The organism is Moorena sp. SIO3H5 (assembly GCF_010692395.1).
Taxonomy (GTDB): Bacteria; Cyanobacteriota; Cyanobacteriia; order Cyanobacteriales; family Coleofasciculaceae; genus Moorena.
Window position 1 is genome coordinate 1 of record NZ_JAAHHS010000043.1, and the last position, 17,532, is coordinate 17,532.

The window sequence follows — 17,532 nt, forward strand, 5'->3', positions numbered from 1 at the left end:
TCAAAACTACAGCCTCCGAAGCAGAATTTGTGTTAATTGATGACCAGAATCAAGAGGTTTACCTGACCACCTTGACCCTAGATAACACGAACGGTATTGTGCAACTAAACGTACCGGAAACTGTACCTCTGACCATGGGTAAGCAATACAAGTGGTTTTTCGTACTCGTTTGCGATCCTCAAGAACGTAGCCGAGATCATTGGGTTCAAGGAATTCTAGAGCGCACTGAACTTAGTCCAGAATTAGCGCTTAATCTAGAGCAGGAGCAAAATACCTTAGAACAAGCAAAACTATATGCTGATGCTCTGATTTGGCAAGAAACTCTGAGTACTATCGCCCAGTTACGGGATTCCGAGCCCCAAGCATGGGTAGATCTGATCAAATCAGTGGGGTTAGAAGCGATCGCTAACAAACCATTTGTCAATTGCTGCACAGCTAGCAATTAATCTTAATTAATGTCAGGGTAAGTGCTAGAAAGATTAGTATATATTAGTATATTAACTTTTATAACTAATCACTACTGAATGGCTAGACTCTCTGTAGAACTACAGCGCTATTTTTTTGAGGAAGAGCGAGAGCCTCAGGTAAGGCTGGCAGATATTTTAACCCTAGCGGGAGAACGTATCTTTGGGTTTCTATTTGTTATCCTATCTCTACCTTCTGCTTTGCCCGTTCCAGCACCGGGTTATTCGATTCCCTTTGCGATTGTGATCTTCTTGTTGGCTATTCAGCTCATCGTTGGTGCTAAACGCCCCTGGCTACCCAATAAGATGATGAATGGGAAAATGAAATTGGAAACCGTGCAGGGTTTTCTGAAAATAGGACTCCCTTGGTTGCGGCGAATTGAAGCAGTTACCCGTCCTCGCCTAAGCTATATTTGTACCAGTTTGCCTGGTCGGATATTTATGGGGAGTGCGATCGCATTAATGTCAATTTCGATGATGATTCCGATTCCAGGGACAAATACCGTTCCAGCGATGGGAATTTTTATAACTGGTTTTGGCTTAACTGAAGATGATGGCGCAATTAGCCTAGCCGGTTTAGTGGTGTGCCTGATCGGAGCAAGCCTCTCCATCTCAATTATGTTTGCTCTATGGTTTGGTGGCACAAGTCTAGTTGACCAGATTAAGATTTGGTTGGGTCGTTGAAGTTATTCCCACCCACTCCGCGCCTAAGGTTTTCTTTAGGTTAGGGTAATCACTAATCGGTAACAAACTTCGCCCCAGTTGTCGGTAACTTCGGGCAAGGTAAAATAGGATCAGGTTAGATTAATTGACCCAAACAGTATAATAAAACTACTAAGGCTGCTAGGTCTAATCGATAATCGGTAATAAGTAATCGGTAATGAGCAATCGGTAATGAGTAAATAGTAATGGCTAATCACAATTACCATTTACTCAGGACTTATTACTCAAAGATTTACAAGATCTGACACTATTGATGCTACCGGAGATGATAGTATCTGAAATAGTTAAATTTGACCATGCACGCTTTACCTTTATATGGGTTAATACTCCCATCCGCTCCATCTCGACGTGGGTCTAAAAAGGAAAAAGGGAAAATAGATTGTTATAGTATAATCCCTTTAACCTATTGCATTTAGTGTTTTTCCGAAGTTAATCATTCTGAACATAGTGCCATTCACTGGTATCTACCTAACGAGCGTAGGTATTAAACCAGAGGACATCTATTATGACTCAGTTGGCTTTGGGGAATCCCTAAGCTTTTCACTGGGCCGCTTCTGAGGACGTAAGGGAGTGGAGTCGGTTAAGTTGTCTTCAAGAACCATACGCTGTTCCATTTGACGGAGAAAATAACCAGTCATCATGGCTGAAGCCAGCAATCCAGCTAAATTTTCCCGATCAGTGGTGATTTGAACATTAAAGTTTTCTGATGGCAGCATCCCTACTAGCCCCTGAACGTTCTGAGAGATGATTTGTTGGATTTCAGGGCTAGCAGACTTTGCAATCCTTGCTAAAACATCAGAAGGTTGATTCTGGAGGTATTGCAGCAGTTGGTTCGGTTGAGGCTCTGCTCCTGGGGAACTTAGAAAATCGGGGTTGAATACCATTAGGAATTTTAGGTTTAACCTGCTTCATCTCGACTTTTCTATACTCTAAACGATTGTGAGATAAACTGAATCAGCTTTCGGGGATAAATCTAAGTTTTTTCGGTAGAAATTCTGAGGAAAAAACCTTACTTCAAGATTTCTTTAAGTTATTGAAACCCTTAGCATAGCTTCTATTGGGGTGGCAGTAGCTGCTGAACTTCAAAGTGTTGATGAAATTTTTCGGTAACTTGTAACCAGTAGGAGCGCCCCTCAGTTTGTCTACGTTTCTGGACAAAATCGAGCTCGACCAGTTCCTGGATATGTTGATACGCTCCACTACCACGAAGGTTGACTAGGTCAGCTTGAGTAATCGGACCTTTAAGGGCGATCGCAGCTAAAGTCCTCAAAGCACCTGTGCCCAATTCAGCGGGAATTAAGTTTTGCAGTAATTTACTAAACGTGGCTCGTAACTGTAAGCTATACCCAGCAGGGGTTTCCACAACTTCTAAAGCACTGTCCCGGTGGGCATAGTCTGCCATCAGTTCAATCAAGCCATCCGCCACTTTTTCGCGATCGCATTGGGCATACTCTGAGATTTCCTCTATAGAGACGGGCTGTCCCTTCAAGTATAGAATCGCTTCAATTTGGGTAGCTAGACGAGGCATTGTTTTAATTCGCTTCTAATCCAATTGGCGTCCTGTCAGTTCAACAAAGATATCTTCCAAGTTGGAGGGACGAACCATCACACCAGTTTTATCGGGTAAACTTTCGAGATAGCCACTCGCAAGTTCCAGAGTCGGAAAAAATTTGTATTCAAAGCGTTCTGAGAGTTGTTTGATCAGTAATCCTTCCCCATGTTGGTGGCGCAACTGTTCAAATGTACCTAATTCGATTAGTTTACCAGAATCCATGATACCGATCCTTCCTGGCTTGCCAGCGCCATAGCGATCGCATAAAAACTCCACTTCTTCCATATAGTGGGTAGTTAGCAATATCGTCATACCTTGGCGATTCAAATCCCGAATAATTTCCCACAGGCGACGGCGGGTTTGGGGGTCTAATCCTACTGTAGGCTCATCCAAAAACAGAATCTTCGGTTGATGTAACAGCGCTCTAGCAATTTGCAACCGACGCTTCATTCCCCCAGACAGAGTTTTCACTAAACTATCCCGTCGGTCTATTAGCTCTACATACTCTAACCACTGATTAATCAGCCGCTTACGCCCAGGATTGGCAATGTGATGCAGCCGTGCGTGGAGTTCCATATTTTCCCAGACAGTCAGGTCAATATCCACGCTAGTTTGCTGCAAGACCACACCAATATTTTCCTTGACCTGCTCTTTTTCTTCCACAACGTCGTAACCCGCTACCTTAATTTGACCCTTGGTCGGTTCAGATAACGTAGTTAGCATCCGAATTGTCGTGGATTTACCAGCACCATTCGGACCAAGCAAACCAAATATCTCTCCTGATTCAATGGTAAAGGAGAGGTCATTGACTACTGGGACCTTATCGTAGATTTTGTAGATGTTCTGGAGAGAAACAGCTGGGGGCATAGATTCCTTAGTATGTATCCGATTGAGTCAATAGGCTTAAGGTAACCTGCTTGTACACCACAGGTTAGAAGGAAATTATATCATGTCGATAGATAGCAATTATCATAGCTATGACGTACATAATTTCGGGATTTTAGGGAACAGGTAACAGATAATAGGAAATAGTAAAGCGCACCTCACAGGGAATCAAAGTCAAATAATACTGTACCTCATAACTGCGATCAACGCTATTATTCCGTGAATAAAAACAGCAGTAATCGCAAATTTACCCACAAATATCACTGCTACAGTTGTATTCATCCATATTAACGGTCATGTAATTAACATAGTTTTTTTTTGTATTTTTACTTTAAAATTATTAAAATTAAGTATTATTATAGATAGACAAATAATCAATTTGTAGGTTAAAACAAATAGGGGCTGTGTAAGCTATAGCGCGTGTCGCGTATCAGCTATCAGCTTATGCGCTACGCGCACGCTGCGCGAACATATTTTGAAGAAAACAAGTAACCATGTCTTGATGCAGTCGCTAATGGGGGAAACCACGGCAGTCGCTCATGGGGGAGACCCCCAAGACCGCGCTGCCTTCCCAAGACCGCGCTGCATCGCTTGGTTTAATCTCTGTTACGTCAGCTGACGGCACTTCAAGTAGCGTGAGCTTTTAGCTGACGGCTGACGGCTGACGGCTGACGGCTGACGGCTGACGGGGCTGTTCCTTTGGTTACTCTATTAGTTATCAGCTACCGTTATTGACTTTAATAGTAGAATTGAGTATGGCAATATTTCGGATTTCAGGTCGGGTAATCGATCCAAACACCAGTGGCTTCGTTTCAGGATTACGGGTTGAAGCATGGGATAAAGACCTTATTGTCAACAACTTGGTGGGTAGCGCCATCACTGATGACCATGGCAGCTTTGGAATGGAATTCGATGAATCCTATTTTCAAGAACTGTTCTCTGACCAACGACCAGACATTTTTTTTAAAGTATTTTGTGATCAGCAACTGCTCAAAAGCACCGAGGATTCAGTGCTGTGGAATTTAGACATTGGCGATACTGAAGTTTTAATCACTATGGATAACTATAGCAAAGATAACGTTTACCAAAAATACCTCCAAGCTGCTGAAAAAGATGCTAAAGAGAATCCCAAACTATTATATATCGGTATTGATAATTCACCATACAAACAGCAAATTAAAGATTATCCCTCCCGCCTGACCCAGAAACCCGATGGTAAACATCTAGTGTCTGGAATTAAAGCGGATCAGACTTTCAGTCCTTATCCAATTCTGGGGCAACTTCCAGAGATTGATCAGCAAGGGTTAGAGTTTCTCCATCAAGACATCAAAGAAGCTTGTATCTGTGTTGGTAGTTTTGTAGAGCAAGAGTTCAAGGTGAAATGGTTGGGACGAAATGCCCTAAGTAATGACGAATTCTGGAGTGGTACTAAGATTATCCCCATTATTAATCTAGTGTCTCGCCTTAATAGCAAATCTCCTAATGACGATCTTGATAAGTGTACAATTCGAGGCACAGACCGAGCTGGAAATCAAAGGGATATTCCTGTCTCTGATTTAATCACAGATGTGATAAGTTATAACTACAATACAGCAAGTTCTAATTGCTTAGGGGCAATGTTAAAGCGCTTTGCTCCCCAAATGGACTTGGAAAATTGGCTTAAGCAGATTACAGGCAATGATAGCCTGATTTTCCGTGGCAGATATGGGGAAAAACCCTTTATCGAGTACCCCCAGTTGTTTGGTAGCACAACCAAAAGCATAATTCTAACTGCTGACCCTGAACCCCCTCAATGGGAAAGTAATACTATATCCGCTTATGATTTAAATCGGATGATCTCAATGGTGGGTTGGCATAATTACATACCGGAACCATGCCAGCTACCAGGAGTTAAGTGGGATAGTCTCGAAAGTATTATCAGAGCAATGGGGAACGATCCAGCTCGGTTAATTGATTTAGCTATTAAAGAGTTGGGTTTGTTGAATGTGATTGATTCAACCGTGATTATCTCAAAACTCGGCAACGGAGTTACCAGTATCAGGAAGAGAACCGAAGCGGTTTATGTCGCCCTAGTGAAATTAGTTAAGCCTAGTCTTGACGATTCCCTCAAGCCAGGTAAATTAATTACCTTCAGTATGGCGCTACGGGGAGCAAAAGTGCTTGATCCAAGAGATTTCAATCGTGAAGCGGTGGAACTTGATGCCAGAATAGCAACAGAAGTGACAGAGATTTTGCGCAGAGCGGTGATGGGTGAATTGGTTTGAATATAGTGTCAATTGGGTGAAGTACTTTGGTCCTTGATTTTAGGGAGTAGGGAGCAGGGAGCAGGGAGCAGGAAAAAATCCTGTGTACTTCACTTGTGATCAGAATTGCTATAGCCAGTTTGATCAATCTTCACCGTAAGTGTCCGGTTACTGTCTCAAGTCCAAGTAAATGTAAGTAGTTATATCAAGTCCGGTTAATTATTTCCCAAGTAGTCTCTGGATTGTACGCCAGAAGGGATATCATGATTATTCAACCGGACTTGATATTATATCATGGCCAGAAACGTTTTATGCTTGGGTTTTTTAGGGTCGGGTTGAGACAAAAATTGAAAGCCGTGTGGGTACAAAAACCTAAAGAAAAAAAGTATATCTTCTCGTCTAACTACTACAAGATTTTCTTGGATATCCAAAGACGATGTGACTTTCAAATTTCTTTTTCAAAGTTTCTTTTGTCCCTTTTCTTTGTTCTGCAATATACTATCCCTATTTTTTTAGCAGCTATCGGAGGTATTACGGCAGGTAATGACTTATTGGTCTCGTTTCTTCAAGAATTTTTTACTGCTGATCAAGCCGAAAATATCGTCAAGTTTTTTATATTTTTTATTAGTGTATTAGGGACATTATTCGGCACCATAAGTGCCACAACTAACCCTTCGGAAAGCTATGATAATGCAGCAGCGTTTCATAACAAATTTTCTGAGTTTAAGATTAATTTAGCGATAGATATGAGAAATCTTGAACTTACCAATGCTATGGAAGAAGAGTACCTGCAGCTTCTGAAGGAAAAAAATGCTAATCTTTCTGAATTGATTGAGGAATATAATCAGAAACGGTCGATTGATAAGAATCCAGTAGGGGGAGACAATTAAGAGGGAGAGGTGTGGGGAGATGGGGAGATGGGGAGATGGGGAGATGGGGAGATGGAGAGATGGAGAGATGGGGAGATGGGGGAGGTTTTTATTAAGCGATGCAGGGCGGTCTTGGGGGTTTCCACGGGGCTTACAAGGTGCGGACGCAGGTTCCGCACACAGCCCCTCCCCATGAGCGACTGCATCAAGACAGGGTAATTATCCTGACATGATATAAGAGGGGAAAGTCTGCGAGGTGTCGGGAGCAGCTGGCTCTCCAAGACCTTGCTCCATCGCTTTTTTTGATCAATCCTTTGTTTATAGCAGTTTTAATCCTAGTGAGGTACACAAAATTTTTGTCCTTTTCCCTCTTCTCTTTTCCCTGTTCCCTCTTCCCTGCTCCCTGCTCCCTGCTCCCTGCTCCCTGCTCCCTGCTCCCTAAAAACCAGAAATTTGTACCTCACAAGTCGTATAATTGCTATATTTACATCTCCACTAACAATACTTCGCAACTTTAACCTTCTTCTTCTTCCTCTTCAATAACTCTGACTTGTTTTGCATACAGCTTCCCATATCTTTCGTTTACTTCAACTTCAACTAAAGCGCCTTGAGTAAGCTGAGATGCAGAATACGAACCAATGTATTTCTCATTAAACGTAATGTCTGAACTGCCATCATCAGGTGCAATTCGCCCCGAGCGTGAGTTGTCTGGATTATGCCGGATGTATCGAATTCGACCAATTTTGATTAACCTTACATGAATGCCTTTTGAAATCGCTGTCTGAATTTGGTCACGTAATTGTAGAAACCCTAAATAATTTGGGGCGATTTCCAGTGCTCGATCACAATAGGCTAATGCTTCTTCTCCTTTTTCCAAACTAAATAGAGCATCAATTAGATTACGGGTAACAATTTTTAAACCGCGAATATTGGATAAGCTTTCATCAATTTCAAAGCCTTTTGATAATGCTTCAACAGCCTTTTCAAAATATCCGTGATCTATCAATGCCTGGCCCATTGCTGTATGAACCTTCGCGAGATGTGGTTGATCGTTAAGTTCTTCGCACAATTGGATACTGCGACGGAAGTACATTTGTGAACGCTTAAAGTTTTCTTCTCCTTCTTGATGAGCTTCGAATTGTCCGAAGCTATTGGTTATCATTGCTTCCCCTAGTTGATTACCAAGGTTGTCTGCTAGGTCAAAACTATCGCTAAGAATTTCGTGAATATCATTTTCCGTATAATATTTTTTTAACTTATGAATATCCATAACCTCTTCCAATTCCTTGTGATTGCTCGTCTTTATATAAATGTTGATTGCTGAGCGGGTTGACTGTAATGCTTCTTCATATTGTCCTAAGCTAATGGCTATAATTGCTTTCCCTCGTTCATTCCCAAGGTTGTCTGCTAGGTCCAAACTATCGCTAAGAATTTTGTGAATATCATTTTCTGTATAATAGTTTTTTAACTTATGAATATCTATAACCTCTTCCAATTGCTTGTGATTGCTCGTCTTTATAGAAATGTTGATTGCTAAGCGGGTTGCCTGTAATGCTTCTTCATCATTTTGTTGATTATATAACTTGTTAGCTAACTTACGAATAGAATAGATTAATGTATTACTTTCAAGATGTTCATGGTAATTTTCTAATAATTTAAAAACCTCCCAAGATTTAATGAATTTTTTAGATTCTTTTAAGAAATCAGCCAACCTAAACAACATGCTTGCATAGTCTTTAGGATTTATATCATCACTTAGATCGATTGCTTCATTTAAAATTTTAAATGCCTCTTTTTCTTTTTCTTGTTTGAATTTATTTTTGAATAAAAATGGCAATCCAATAGCAAGCTGTTTTTGGTCATTGGTGTCTTTGGCGATTTTAATTTGTTGTTCAAAGGCTTGCTGTGCTTCATTCAAATTACCTTGTGCTTTCCCTTTTGCTTGCCTACCTTTTTCTTGCAGAATTTTTCCTCGAATATTATAAAGGGTAGCCAGTTTTTTATGATTTTTTTGATTGTCAGTATTCAAACATATTTTAATTGCTGCATTTATTGCTTCTAATGCTTCTTCAAAACTTTTTTTATTAGATAAAGCCTTAGCTAAATCTCTTAGAGTTGAAACTAACCCATCACTATTGAAACTTTTATGAAGGTCTGCGGCAATTAGGAAAATTTTCAAGGCTTCACTTAAATATCCCCGCTTATACAGTTCTCCTCCTAAAGTCATTGCACTAGTTGCAGCTCTCCGAAGCTCTCCTGAATGTTGAATAATAAGAATCGCCCACCTCCATCGCCCTTTAACTTCTTCTATTTTTATATTGCCTTGTTGTAGATGGAGTTTGTATAAACTTATCCGTCCATTAGCAAGCTGATATTGGTCTTTGATAGCTTTGGCGATTTTAATTCCTTTTTCAAAAGCCTGCTCTGCTTCCTCTAATTTGTCGTCTTCCTGGAGCAATCTCCCTAAACGATTCAGTGTAATGGCTCTTGATCGATCATTATCAATTGTTTCATCAATATCAATTTGTTTATTAAAAGTTTCAATGGCTAATTCCAGATTACCTTGTTTTTGGTAGACGCCACCCAAGACATTCAGTACCTTAGCTTCGCGCTCCTTACGAGTCTCTAATTTTTCAATCTTTGGTAGATAACTCTGGGCAGATTTCAAGATTTTTTTAGCTTCTTCAAATTCTTTTGCAAAAGACCAGTTGCGAGCCTGATGCATTTTATATTTAACCACTGCGTTCCAATCTCCGACTTGTTGTGCCCAAGATTGAAATCTTTTTGTCAAAGCAATTGCCTTGTTCCAGTAGCCATGCTTTTCAAAGGATCGCTGTAGCTGTAAGACAAATTCGTAGTTTTCCCATTTTATCTGCTCTGTTTCAGCCTCCTGCTTTTGCAACCACTCGGCAGCTAAGAGCATATCATCCAAATCTGCAGCAGCTTCATCTACTACCTTTTCATCTTTTAAATCTTTAGTCTTTAACGATTCCACAAAAAATTTAGCATGGCGTTCTTGTGCTGTAGCTAGTAACCTTCGCTCGTGAGCCAGAGCCATTGCATATACTCGTACTAACGGATGCAGCACATAACGGTTTTCTCCCGTATCTACATAATCCAATAAGGACAAATTATAAATCCGCCTCAATTTACGCTGAGCTTGTAGATTCTTCTGTAATCCTGCTGTTACTATCGCTGTTTCTTTAGTAAAACCTTCCGCTGCACACACGCTTAAACAGGCAAAACAATTCTTTTCATCCTCTGAAAGAAAATTTAAGCTAAATTTTAATGAAGTCTCGACATCAAGGTTTTCATTATCTTTTGTTTTGAGTTCTTCCAAGAGTTTATCTTTCTCTTCTTCTAGAGCCTGGGCATAGTCGTCCAAAGAGTCGCGTTGTCCTCGTAATGCTGCACCTACTATTCGGAGTGCTAATGGTAATCTCCCAACAATTTTCGTTATTCGCTGTGCGGCTAATTTTGTATTGCTCTTGGATTCTTCATCCAGCTCCAGATCCAGCATTTTTCCTAGTAATTTTAAAGCATCCTTTTCCGGTAGCGATCGCAGCCTAATCGTCTGATCTTCTGCCACATCTAAAAAAGAAGGTAGAGCCTGATTCCGGGTAGTGACAATCACAGCACAATTGTTGCCCTCTGGAAGTAGATCCTCGATACTTGCTTCTTCCGCACTATCGAAAATCAGTAGCATATCCCTTGGGGCAAACAAGGTTTGCATAATCTGCTTAGGTTCTCTGTAATCCTCATCTTCGATGCGCTGGTTAATCAGCGATGCAAACTCCTTTGCGATGCTATCTAAGTCCTTGTTTACGTACTTCTTACTGTCTTGGTCTTTGTAATTCACTCGAACAGTAACCACTCCCTCGGAAAATTCCTGGTCATGGATGGTGGCAAAGTGAGACGCTAAGGTAGATTTACCCATGCCTCCTGTTCCCGTGATTACCACAATCCTGCCTTTGTGATCTTCCTGGGAAAGTAGCACCTCTTCTAGCCGCCTTAGCTCATCTTCACGTCCAGTGAATTTTGGTGTATCTTTCTGCGGTAATCCAAAGAGGCGAAGGGATGAAGCATTATTATCAGTAGATCCCCGAAACTCTCTTTGCCATTCCTCAGTGGTTAAAGTTTGAATCTTGTCCGCAAAAGTACTACACTTCTGTCTGTCATCTTGCCCTATCCAATCACTCTCGACGATCTTCCTTAAAAAATCAACCAGACTTGTTTGCCCTTCAGAGCATAACTGTTTAAGTAATTCATTGAAGAAGACCCGTTGAATTCCATCACAGGCAATTTGACGATCTAAACGATCGAGTCCAACAGTAGCTAAAAATGCCTGACGTTCCCGAACTGTTTGAGTATTTGGTATTCCCGACAAAAAGGTCAACAGTTCAGATTTCAGAGTCATTGTTAATGGTTACTAGTGACTAGAGTGGGCACTAAAAAGTTCTAACTGGCTGCTATATTTATTAATTTTCCTAGCTCCGGAGGTAAATTAGGCAAAATTCTATCTACTAGTATGCCTTCATTTCTAAAATAACGCCGCTCGGTTGTAGGTTCAGGGATATCACCTCCTGCATGGTGGAGAGCAACCACCTGCCATCCATTGTTTAGCACTGGCGCTCCAGAAGAACCGTTCAATGTGGAGGTGACATATTGGACTACATTACCCCCTACGTACTCAACAAAATTGTTTTGGAAAGAAATTTCTTTGGGTCGCCCTGCGGGATGCTGGATGATGTTCACTCGATCCCTGCGCTTGACGTTGCTGGGCTTTAACGGCAACCATCCCCATTTTTGTCCTGGTTTCCCATCGAGTTGAACTAGAGTATAGTCTAAATCCTGATTGGTATGGAACAATCCACTAGGCTTTGCCTGATATTCTTCACTGGGCTGAGCGTGCCCCTGAAAGTCCTCTTCGTAGTTAAAGCGAAAGATAGAATTTGGTAATAAGTCTACACTAGGCAAAACATGATTGTTGGTGAGCAATAAATCTTCAGCAACCAAAAAGCCTGTACCGGACCAACGCTCATGACCAGACTGGACTCCAATATAAGCAACCGTTCGAGCTATCTCTAGTCCTCGTTGTAAAAAGGCAATAGGGCGTAGGGTATTCTCACCAATAATCTTTTCAAGAACATCTGCTGTGGTTTCTCCGCCCTTCCACTGAGGAATATCAGGGAGTTTGGCGATCGGAGTCATCATGTTGTACTTTGTCAGTAATCCATCCAGGAACTCTTGCTGCTGAATCCCTACAAAGCCCTTTAGGGTATTCAAAAATAGCCCTAGTGATTCGTGGTCATAGGTTAAACGCCCATAATTGGATAAATACCTAATAATTTCACTGACTGCGATAAAGGAAGCACCTGAGAGATCAATCATGGGTGCTAACTGCTTCAGTCCAGCCGATTCCAGAATTTGTAGACGTGATCTTTCATTTGCTAACTCTGGTATATCTTTAAGTAGGGTGATTAGTTGCTTACGCTCTTCAGTGTCCCAATTGATCATGATCTACTAGTCCGTAATTGCTTTGTTCCAGTTTTACACAAGGTTTCGAGGAATGCTATCGCTTAGGGTGACCGTAGGTCAATCGCATTCCCTATTGATGTAAAGAACTATTTCTGTTTCTTAGAAGAGGGATATCTAGTATTTTTAAATGAATTGGAAACAAGGATTACAGTTTTTTACATGAGTCAAAATCCCTATATTGTTGATTAAATCTTGCCTCTTGCCTATTGCCTATTGCCTATCTTTAAGCAATTTTGTTCACAACTCAAATGGAAATACTATGTAGCAGACGCAAAACAACAAACCCAACCACATCCCATAGTGACATACTCCCGACGCTGCCCTAACGCGACAACGCGGGCTTCTTGCCAACACCAGGTATCCCTTCGGTTGCTCGGCAAGCTTTACTACTGACGGGATGCCCCACCGCCAAATTTAGAATGTTGATCGCCGCATTCACGTCGCGGTCTTTTGTGTATCCACACTTAGGACAAGCATGGATGCGATCTTTCAACTTTTTAGGTACTTTTGTTCCGCACTTAGAACAATTTTGACTGGTATTTCTAGGGTTTACTGCAACTGTAATCAAACCAGCATTCTCGGCTTTGTTTGATAGTATCGACAGGAACTGACCCCACCCAGCGTCCAGTATAGATTTAGCCATCCTAGTTTTGGCCAAACCTTTGATATTTAACTTTTCGTGAGCAATTAGATCATGATTGTCTAGCAAGCCTTTCGCAGTTTTAAAATGAAAGTCTTTTCGAGTGTCAGCTACCTTTTTGTGAGCTTTTCCTAATTTAGTTACAACCTTCTTTCTATTATTACTACCCTTCTTCGACCTGCTGACAGCTTTTTGAATTTTCTTTAGTCGCTTTTGAGCTTTTCGATAATACTGAGGAATTGGTACCTCTGAACCATCAGATCTGATTAGAAAAGACTTGAGACCCATGTCTATCCCAATAGGATTAGAAACACTATCTACTGGGATAATATTTGGGACAGTATCATCTTGAATGGATAATGTCACATAGTACCCGTCAGCCTTTCGAGTGATAGTAGCTGTCTTGATCTTAAAACCTTCTGGAATAGGTCGGTGATAAATCATTTTGACCTTCCCAAACTTTGGGAGAGTCAAAATATTACCATTTACAGGGTTTTTACTAAGAGAGGGAAATGTAAAGGATTTATATCTATTGTTTCCTTTAAATCGAGGTCTCCCACTCTTTTTACCGTTGCCGTCCCCTTTTAGGAATCGCTTGAAAGCAAGGTCTACTCTTTTCACGCAATCCTGCAATACGTGAGCATGAAGTTCTCCGTACCAGGGTCTATTCTTCTTTAACTGAGGTAGAGTTCTTTTTTGGTAAAAATAGTCGGGATTGTTTCTTAGATCCGGGAGATGACAGACAAGAGGACAGGAGTTGACAGAGCAGCGATTTTGTTCATACCAGTTAAATCTGTCGGCAAGTAAGTAGTTGTATTGATGTCGGAGCATATCGAGCCATCTTTCAACTTTTAATTCCTGTTCTTTTGTTAATCTTAACCGGTACTGATAAGCTGATCTCATAATTGCAATCTCTTGTTTTTCGACCTAATATAATATTAACAAACGTTGTAACAAGTGTCAACAATGAAATGAAAGATCAAAGGTTCGTAATAAGGATGACTAGCTTTGAAAAACAGCAGTTAAAACAGGAAGCTGACCGTAGAGGAATGACTCCATCTGAATTACTAAGAAGCTTGATAGCTCGTTTCCCTGAACCAAAAAATACCTAGTTGGTGATTCCATTTCATTCCATCACCGGGCTATCCTTCCCGACGCTCACCTTTCAGGTAGGGCGCGGGGCTGTCGCCCAAAAGCTCAGCACGCTCAGCTATATATAGATGAATGGATTTTCAGCTGATATCTGGAATAGTACGGTTGACAAATTACAAAGCTGTAGCTATAGTCAAAATATTGATATCTCCAAGCTGGGCAGGCTAAGTAAAAACACTTCTATCCACGTAAAGGAGTGTTTTTAGGTTTAGCAAAGGCGCAAAGGTGATTGATTGGAGTTTTCTGATGCCACTTTTACCTTGGAGCCAAAGTAATGATCCTAAAAATAATAAGTAAATAGGTAAGTCCTGATCTGGGCTTAAGCCTTATATTAGCGATTGGCCTACGGCCACGCTACGCGAACGCTAATTATTTCCTAGTAGTAAACATTCGTTACTTCTACGGATTAATGGCAATTGCGTCAAATCCAGATTGTTTGGATAAAGGCGGTGCAATGGCTACGCCAATTATTAGCAACGATTGCTTAGGCTTAGGAACTTATTCCAATCAGCAACGCCGAAATTATCACTACAGTAATCAGCGATCGCCTTTGGCGTGGCCTACGGCCAATCGCATAAGCGCGGAAGCTGAGGCCAAAGGCCTCCGCTTCGCGAACGCTTCCGGAGCGTAGCGTGAGCAAAGCTCAATCAGCCTATGCGCTACGCGCACGCTGCGCGAACAGCTATCAGCTAACACGCTACTTAAAAAGCTGCCCAAACCGCTATTAATAATGACAGCAACAGAGCTGATCCAAAATTATTAAATTGGTATTACTTTATTTATTTAAAAAGCTGCGAATTTATATAATAAATAGCATTTATGAGGTACGCTTTTCAACCTCAAAGTCCCCCTTATTAAGGGGGATTTAGGGGGATCACTTGATAGCTGAATCCTGACACAAATCACGTTTTGAGGAGACAGCCAATGAAATTATTACATCAGGCAAGCACAATTATTAGTGACCGCTATCGAATTGTTGCACCCTTAGGTCAGGGTGGCTTTGGAACAACCTACGAAGCTGAAGATTTAACTAACTACAAGCGAGTAGCCCTCAAAGCCATCTCCCTGCGCGGTCTAGAAGACTGGAAAGGGTTAGAACTTTTTGAAAGAGAAGCTAACGTCCTTGCCAAGCTCAACCATCATGCTATCCCCAAATACTTAGACTACTTCTACATCGACACTCCTGATGACCGCCGTTTTTACCTAATTCAAGAGTTGGTTGGGGGTCAGTCGTTCAGTGAGTTAGTGAAAAAGGGTTGGTACCCTAGTCACTGGGAAATCAAGGAAATTGCTTTCCAGATTTTGGACATTCTTGAGTACCTCCATCAACTGAATCCAGCTGTGATTCACCGAGATATTAAACCACAAAACCTGATTATAAATTCCAAAGGTAACGTGTTTTTGGTGGATTTCGGTGCTGTCAAAGATGTCTATCGTAATACGTTAAGCTACGGGGAAACATTTGTTGGCACTTTTGGCTATATGCCACCAGAACAGTTTCAAGGACAAGCATTTTGTGCTTCTGATTTATATAATCTAGGGGCAACACTATTGTTTTTGTTAACCCATCGCTCTCCTGCTGATCTACCTCACCAGCGACTCAAGATTGATTTTCGTGGTTCAGTACAGATATCACAGCATTTTGCTAACTGGTTAGAGAAGATGCTAGAACCAGCTGTAGAAGATCGATTCCAGTCTGTGGAGGAAGCGATATATGCCTTACGGCAAAAAAAGTCAATTTCCAGTGCTTTTTCTGATTCTATAATACCACAGCGGCAACAACCTGCTGGTAGTCGCATCATTTTTACAAAAAATTACCAGCGTTTGGTAGCAGAAATTCCGCCCTGTGGATTAAACGGTAATAACTTGCTTTTGGCTGTCTTGATATTATCTGTAATTAAATTTGTTTTTGTCTGGGAACTGGGGACAATAGTAACTTTTTTTTCGACTGTATTTTTACTAAAGTTATGGATTATTGTGCTAGTTTTATTGGGACTATTATTTGATATTGCTGGTGAGATATATTTGGAAATTAACCGATATACCTTTAAGATAGAATGGCATTTATTTGGTTTAAGCTGGCGACAGATTACAGGACGTACAGTAGATATTAAATTTGTTCAACTGGATAGTACTGTTAATTTCCTAGGTCAAAAAACTATTACCTGTGCGATTTGGGAAGGAGCCCAACAACACAAATTTGGTTCAAAACTTAGGAAAGTTGAAAAAAGATGGTTAGTTGAGGAATTGCGCGACTTCCTCGGAGTGATATAGCGCTACGCTTAGCGTCAGAAGTCAGAAGTCAGAAGTCAGAAGTCAGAAGTAAACACTGATACCAAGTTGCGGTCAAAAATACAACTTTCTCTTCCCCCAATTTCCCCATCTCCCGTTTCTCCCCATCTCCCGTTTCTCCCCATCTCCCTATCCAACCAATCTACTATCTTTGAATACACTTGGTATGACCCACTACTGTGCCACACCCCCCAATCCCACTTGTTCCAGCAAAGCGATAAAATCTGCTCGAATCGAGGAGTCATTGGGATTAGCAGATTGAGCCTCGTAAAGGGCATCAAGGGCATCAAACCAAGCCCCTGCTTCGGCATAGATGATTGCTTGTTGATGCAGTAACTCAGAGCTGGAGCTGTTGGTATTTCCAGCAACAGCTGCTAGCTTTTGCTCTAATTCTGGGGGTGGTGATACCCGCTCAATCCAACTCGTATAATAGGTAAACTCAGACTGGTTTTCCCGTTCAAATTCTAGGGTAACAAACCACATGTATATGTTCCTGTCTTTTTCCTCCAGTCCTGGTGGGTTTGCGATCAGTTCTGGACTGTTTTCCGGAACTTCTACGGAGATAATCCCTACCTCAGGGGAGTCAATCTTTTTTTCAAATATTGTCTGGTGTTTTACTGTGTCTACCAACGTAAATACTATCGGTACGTCTACAGGCTCGGACAAATACCAGAAAAATCTAGGATGACCAGATATAGTCTGTGCAGCGACTTCCTTTGAGGGAATTAACAGCGTCACCAATTCACGGGGTAACTGCTCACACCCGCCTCGTGAACCAGACCCATTACTCTTTCGAGGAGCGCTATCGGTTGGTGGAATAAATCGTAAGCGTGAGCCTTTGGCTGAACTATGTTCGGAACTATTTTGGGAACTATTTTCGGTTTCAGATGAGTTATGATTAGAATCAGCAACCTGACCGTTGACAGATTGCAACCCTTGAGAATAGCTTGGTTTAGGGGTGAGTGTGCAAAACAGCAGTACAATTAGGATTGATGTTGTACGTGCCCATGTTGTACGTCCCAATAAATTAATAAATTTAGCGGTAGTTTTCATAAGTTTATTAAATTATTAAACTAGAATAGACATTTACAAGAATTAGCATTAACCCTTAGTAAAGCCTGAGTTTAAGCTTAATTGTTTCAGAGAGCTAATTTTTTGGTGCCATGGATTTCTA

Annotated in this window: 16 protein-coding genes; 9 read left to right on the top strand and 7 right to left on the bottom strand. The window is 41.2% G+C overall.

Annotation, left to right across the window (positions count from 1 at the left end; genetic code table 11):
* Both F6K52_RS07530 and F6K52_RS07535 read left to right on the top strand, forming a co-directional pair.
* Positions 1 to 446: DUF928 domain-containing protein (locus tag F6K52_RS07530; protein WP_293075949.1), on the top strand; the 446-nt coding region annotated here is incomplete at its 5' end.
* A gap of 78 nt (positions 447 to 524) precedes the next feature.
* Positions 525 to 1,148, top strand: coding sequence for an exopolysaccharide biosynthesis protein (locus tag F6K52_RS07535; protein WP_293075954.1), 624 nt, complete (start codon positions 525 to 527; stop codon positions 1,146 to 1,148).
* Between the two features lie 542 nt (positions 1,149 to 1,690).
* Here F6K52_RS07535 and F6K52_RS07540 read toward each other — a convergent pair.
* The 3 genes from F6K52_RS07540 to F6K52_RS07550 form a co-directional block, all read right to left on the bottom strand.
* Entirely contained in the window at positions 1,691 to 2,071 is a 381-nt protein-coding gene (locus F6K52_RS07540; RefSeq protein WP_293075956.1) for a DUF760 domain-containing protein, read from the bottom strand.
* Between the two features lie 170 nt (positions 2,072 to 2,241).
* A complete protein-coding gene (gene scpB, locus F6K52_RS07545; protein ID WP_293075959.1) occupies positions 2,242 to 2,715 on the bottom strand; it encodes an SMC-Scp complex subunit ScpB in 474 nt (157 codons plus the stop codon).
* 15 nt (positions 2,716 to 2,730) lie between these two features.
* Positions 2,731 to 3,606: an ABC transporter ATP-binding protein gene (locus F6K52_RS07550; protein WP_293075961.1), complete on the bottom strand. Its 876-nt coding sequence runs from the start codon at positions 3,604 to 3,606 to the stop codon at positions 2,731 to 2,733.
* Between the two features lie 773 nt (positions 3,607 to 4,379).
* On the opposite strand from F6K52_RS07550, the gene F6K52_RS07555 reads away from it, so the two are divergent.
* The 4 genes from F6K52_RS07555 (at position 4,380) to F6K52_RS07570 (ending at position 7,254) form a co-directional block, all read left to right on the top strand.
* Positions 4,380 to 5,888, top strand: a complete 1,509-nt coding sequence (locus F6K52_RS07555) for a peptidoglycan-binding protein (RefSeq protein WP_293075963.1) — start codon at positions 4,380 to 4,382, stop codon at positions 5,886 to 5,888.
* A 242-nt stretch (positions 5,889 to 6,130) separates the two neighbouring features.
* Entirely contained in the window at positions 6,131 to 6,757 is a 627-nt protein-coding gene (locus tag F6K52_RS07560) for a hypothetical protein (protein WP_293075965.1), read from the top strand.
* Positions 6,758 to 6,776: 19 nt separating this feature from the next.
* Positions 6,777 to 6,932: a hypothetical protein gene (locus F6K52_RS07565; protein ID WP_293075967.1), complete on the top strand. Its 156-nt coding sequence runs from the start codon at positions 6,777 to 6,779 to the stop codon at positions 6,930 to 6,932.
* 142 nt (positions 6,933 to 7,074) lie between these two features.
* Positions 7,075 to 7,254 (top strand): hypothetical protein, encoded by a 180-nt coding sequence (locus tag F6K52_RS07570; RefSeq protein WP_293075969.1) that lies wholly within the window; start codon positions 7,075 to 7,077, stop codon positions 7,252 to 7,254.
* Here the strand turns inward: F6K52_RS07570 and F6K52_RS07575 are convergent.
* The 3 genes from F6K52_RS07575 to F6K52_RS07585 form a co-directional block, all read right to left on the bottom strand.
* Positions 7,251 to 11,153 carry a tetratricopeptide repeat protein gene (locus tag F6K52_RS07575; protein WP_293075971.1) on the bottom strand — a complete coding sequence of 1,301 codons (3,903 nt, stop codon included), beginning with the start codon at positions 11,151 to 11,153 and terminating at the stop codon, positions 7,251 to 7,253. The two genes, F6K52_RS07570 and F6K52_RS07575, sit on opposite strands and share 4 nt — an antisense overlap.
* Positions 11,154 to 11,194: 41 nt before the next feature.
* Positions 11,195 to 12,253, bottom strand: a complete 1,059-nt coding sequence (locus F6K52_RS07580) for a trypsin-like peptidase domain-containing protein (RefSeq protein WP_293075973.1) — start codon at positions 12,251 to 12,253, stop codon at positions 11,195 to 11,197.
* Positions 12,254 to 12,596: 343 nt separating this feature from the next.
* Positions 12,597 to 13,817, bottom strand: a complete 1,221-nt coding sequence (locus F6K52_RS07585; protein WP_293075975.1) for a transposase — start codon at positions 13,815 to 13,817, stop codon at positions 12,597 to 12,599.
* 95 nt (positions 13,818 to 13,912) lie between these two features.
* Between F6K52_RS07585 and F6K52_RS07590 the strand changes: the two genes are divergently transcribed.
* From F6K52_RS07590 to F6K52_RS07600, 3 genes are all read left to right on the top strand, one after another.
* Positions 13,913 to 14,026, top strand: a complete 114-nt coding sequence (locus F6K52_RS07590) for a CopG family transcriptional regulator (RefSeq protein ID WP_293075976.1) — start codon at positions 13,913 to 13,915, stop codon at positions 14,024 to 14,026.
* A 449-nt stretch (positions 14,027 to 14,475) separates the two neighbouring features.
* A complete protein-coding gene (locus tag F6K52_RS07595) occupies positions 14,476 to 14,697 on the top strand; it encodes a hypothetical protein (RefSeq protein WP_293075978.1) in 222 nt (73 codons plus the stop codon).
* Between the two features lie 293 nt (positions 14,698 to 14,990).
* Positions 14,991 to 16,340, top strand: a complete 1,350-nt coding sequence (locus F6K52_RS07600) for a serine/threonine-protein kinase (RefSeq protein WP_293075980.1) — start codon at positions 14,991 to 14,993, stop codon at positions 16,338 to 16,340.
* Between the two features lie 192 nt (positions 16,341 to 16,532).
* Here the strand turns inward: F6K52_RS07600 and F6K52_RS07605 are convergent, their stop codons facing one another.
* Entirely contained in the window at positions 16,533 to 17,411 is an 879-nt protein-coding gene (locus F6K52_RS07605) for a DUF928 domain-containing protein (protein ID WP_293075982.1), read from the bottom strand.
* Positions 17,412 to 17,532 lie beyond the last annotated feature (121 nt).

Bases quoted from the DNA above. Each gene is read 5' to 3' on its own strand.
- F6K52_RS07535 (WP_293075954.1), top strand. From the start codon at position 525: ATGGCTAGACTCTCTGTAGAACTACAGCGCTATTTTTTTGAGGAAGAG.
- F6K52_RS07540 (WP_293075956.1), bottom strand. From the start codon at position 2,071: ATGGTATTCAACCCCGATTTTCTAAGTTCCCCAGGAGCAGAGCCTCAA.
- scpB (WP_293075959.1), bottom strand. From the start codon at position 2,715: ATGCCTCGTCTAGCTACCCAAATTGAAGCGATTCTATACTTGAAGGGA.
- F6K52_RS07550 (WP_293075961.1), bottom strand. From the start codon at position 3,606: ATGCCCCCAGCTGTTTCTCTCCAGAACATCTACAAAATCTACGATAAG.
- F6K52_RS07555 (WP_293075963.1), top strand. From the start codon at position 4,380: ATGGCAATATTTCGGATTTCAGGTCGGGTAATCGATCCAAACACCAGT.
- F6K52_RS07560 (WP_293075965.1), top strand. From the start codon at position 6,131: ATGATTATTCAACCGGACTTGATATTATATCATGGCCAGAAACGTTTT.
- F6K52_RS07565 (WP_293075967.1), top strand. From the start codon at position 6,777: ATGGGGAGATGGGGAGATGGGGAGATGGGGAGATGGAGAGATGGAGAG.
- F6K52_RS07575 (WP_293075971.1), bottom strand. From the start codon at position 11,153: ATGACTCTGAAATCTGAACTGTTGACCTTTTTGTCGGGAATACCAAAT.
- F6K52_RS07580 (WP_293075973.1), bottom strand. From the start codon at position 12,253: ATGATCAATTGGGACACTGAAGAGCGTAAGCAACTAATCACCCTACTT.
- F6K52_RS07585 (WP_293075975.1), bottom strand. From the start codon at position 13,817: ATGAGATCAGCTTATCAGTACCGGTTAAGATTAACAAAAGAACAGGAA.
- F6K52_RS07590 (WP_293075976.1), top strand. From the start codon at position 13,913: ATGACTAGCTTTGAAAAACAGCAGTTAAAACAGGAAGCTGACCGTAGA.
- F6K52_RS07595 (WP_293075978.1), top strand. From the start codon at position 14,476: ATGGCAATTGCGTCAAATCCAGATTGTTTGGATAAAGGCGGTGCAATG.
- F6K52_RS07600 (WP_293075980.1), top strand. From the start codon at position 14,991: ATGAAATTATTACATCAGGCAAGCACAATTATTAGTGACCGCTATCGA.
- F6K52_RS07605 (WP_293075982.1), bottom strand. From the start codon at position 17,411: ATGAAAACTACCGCTAAATTTATTAATTTATTGGGACGTACAACATGG.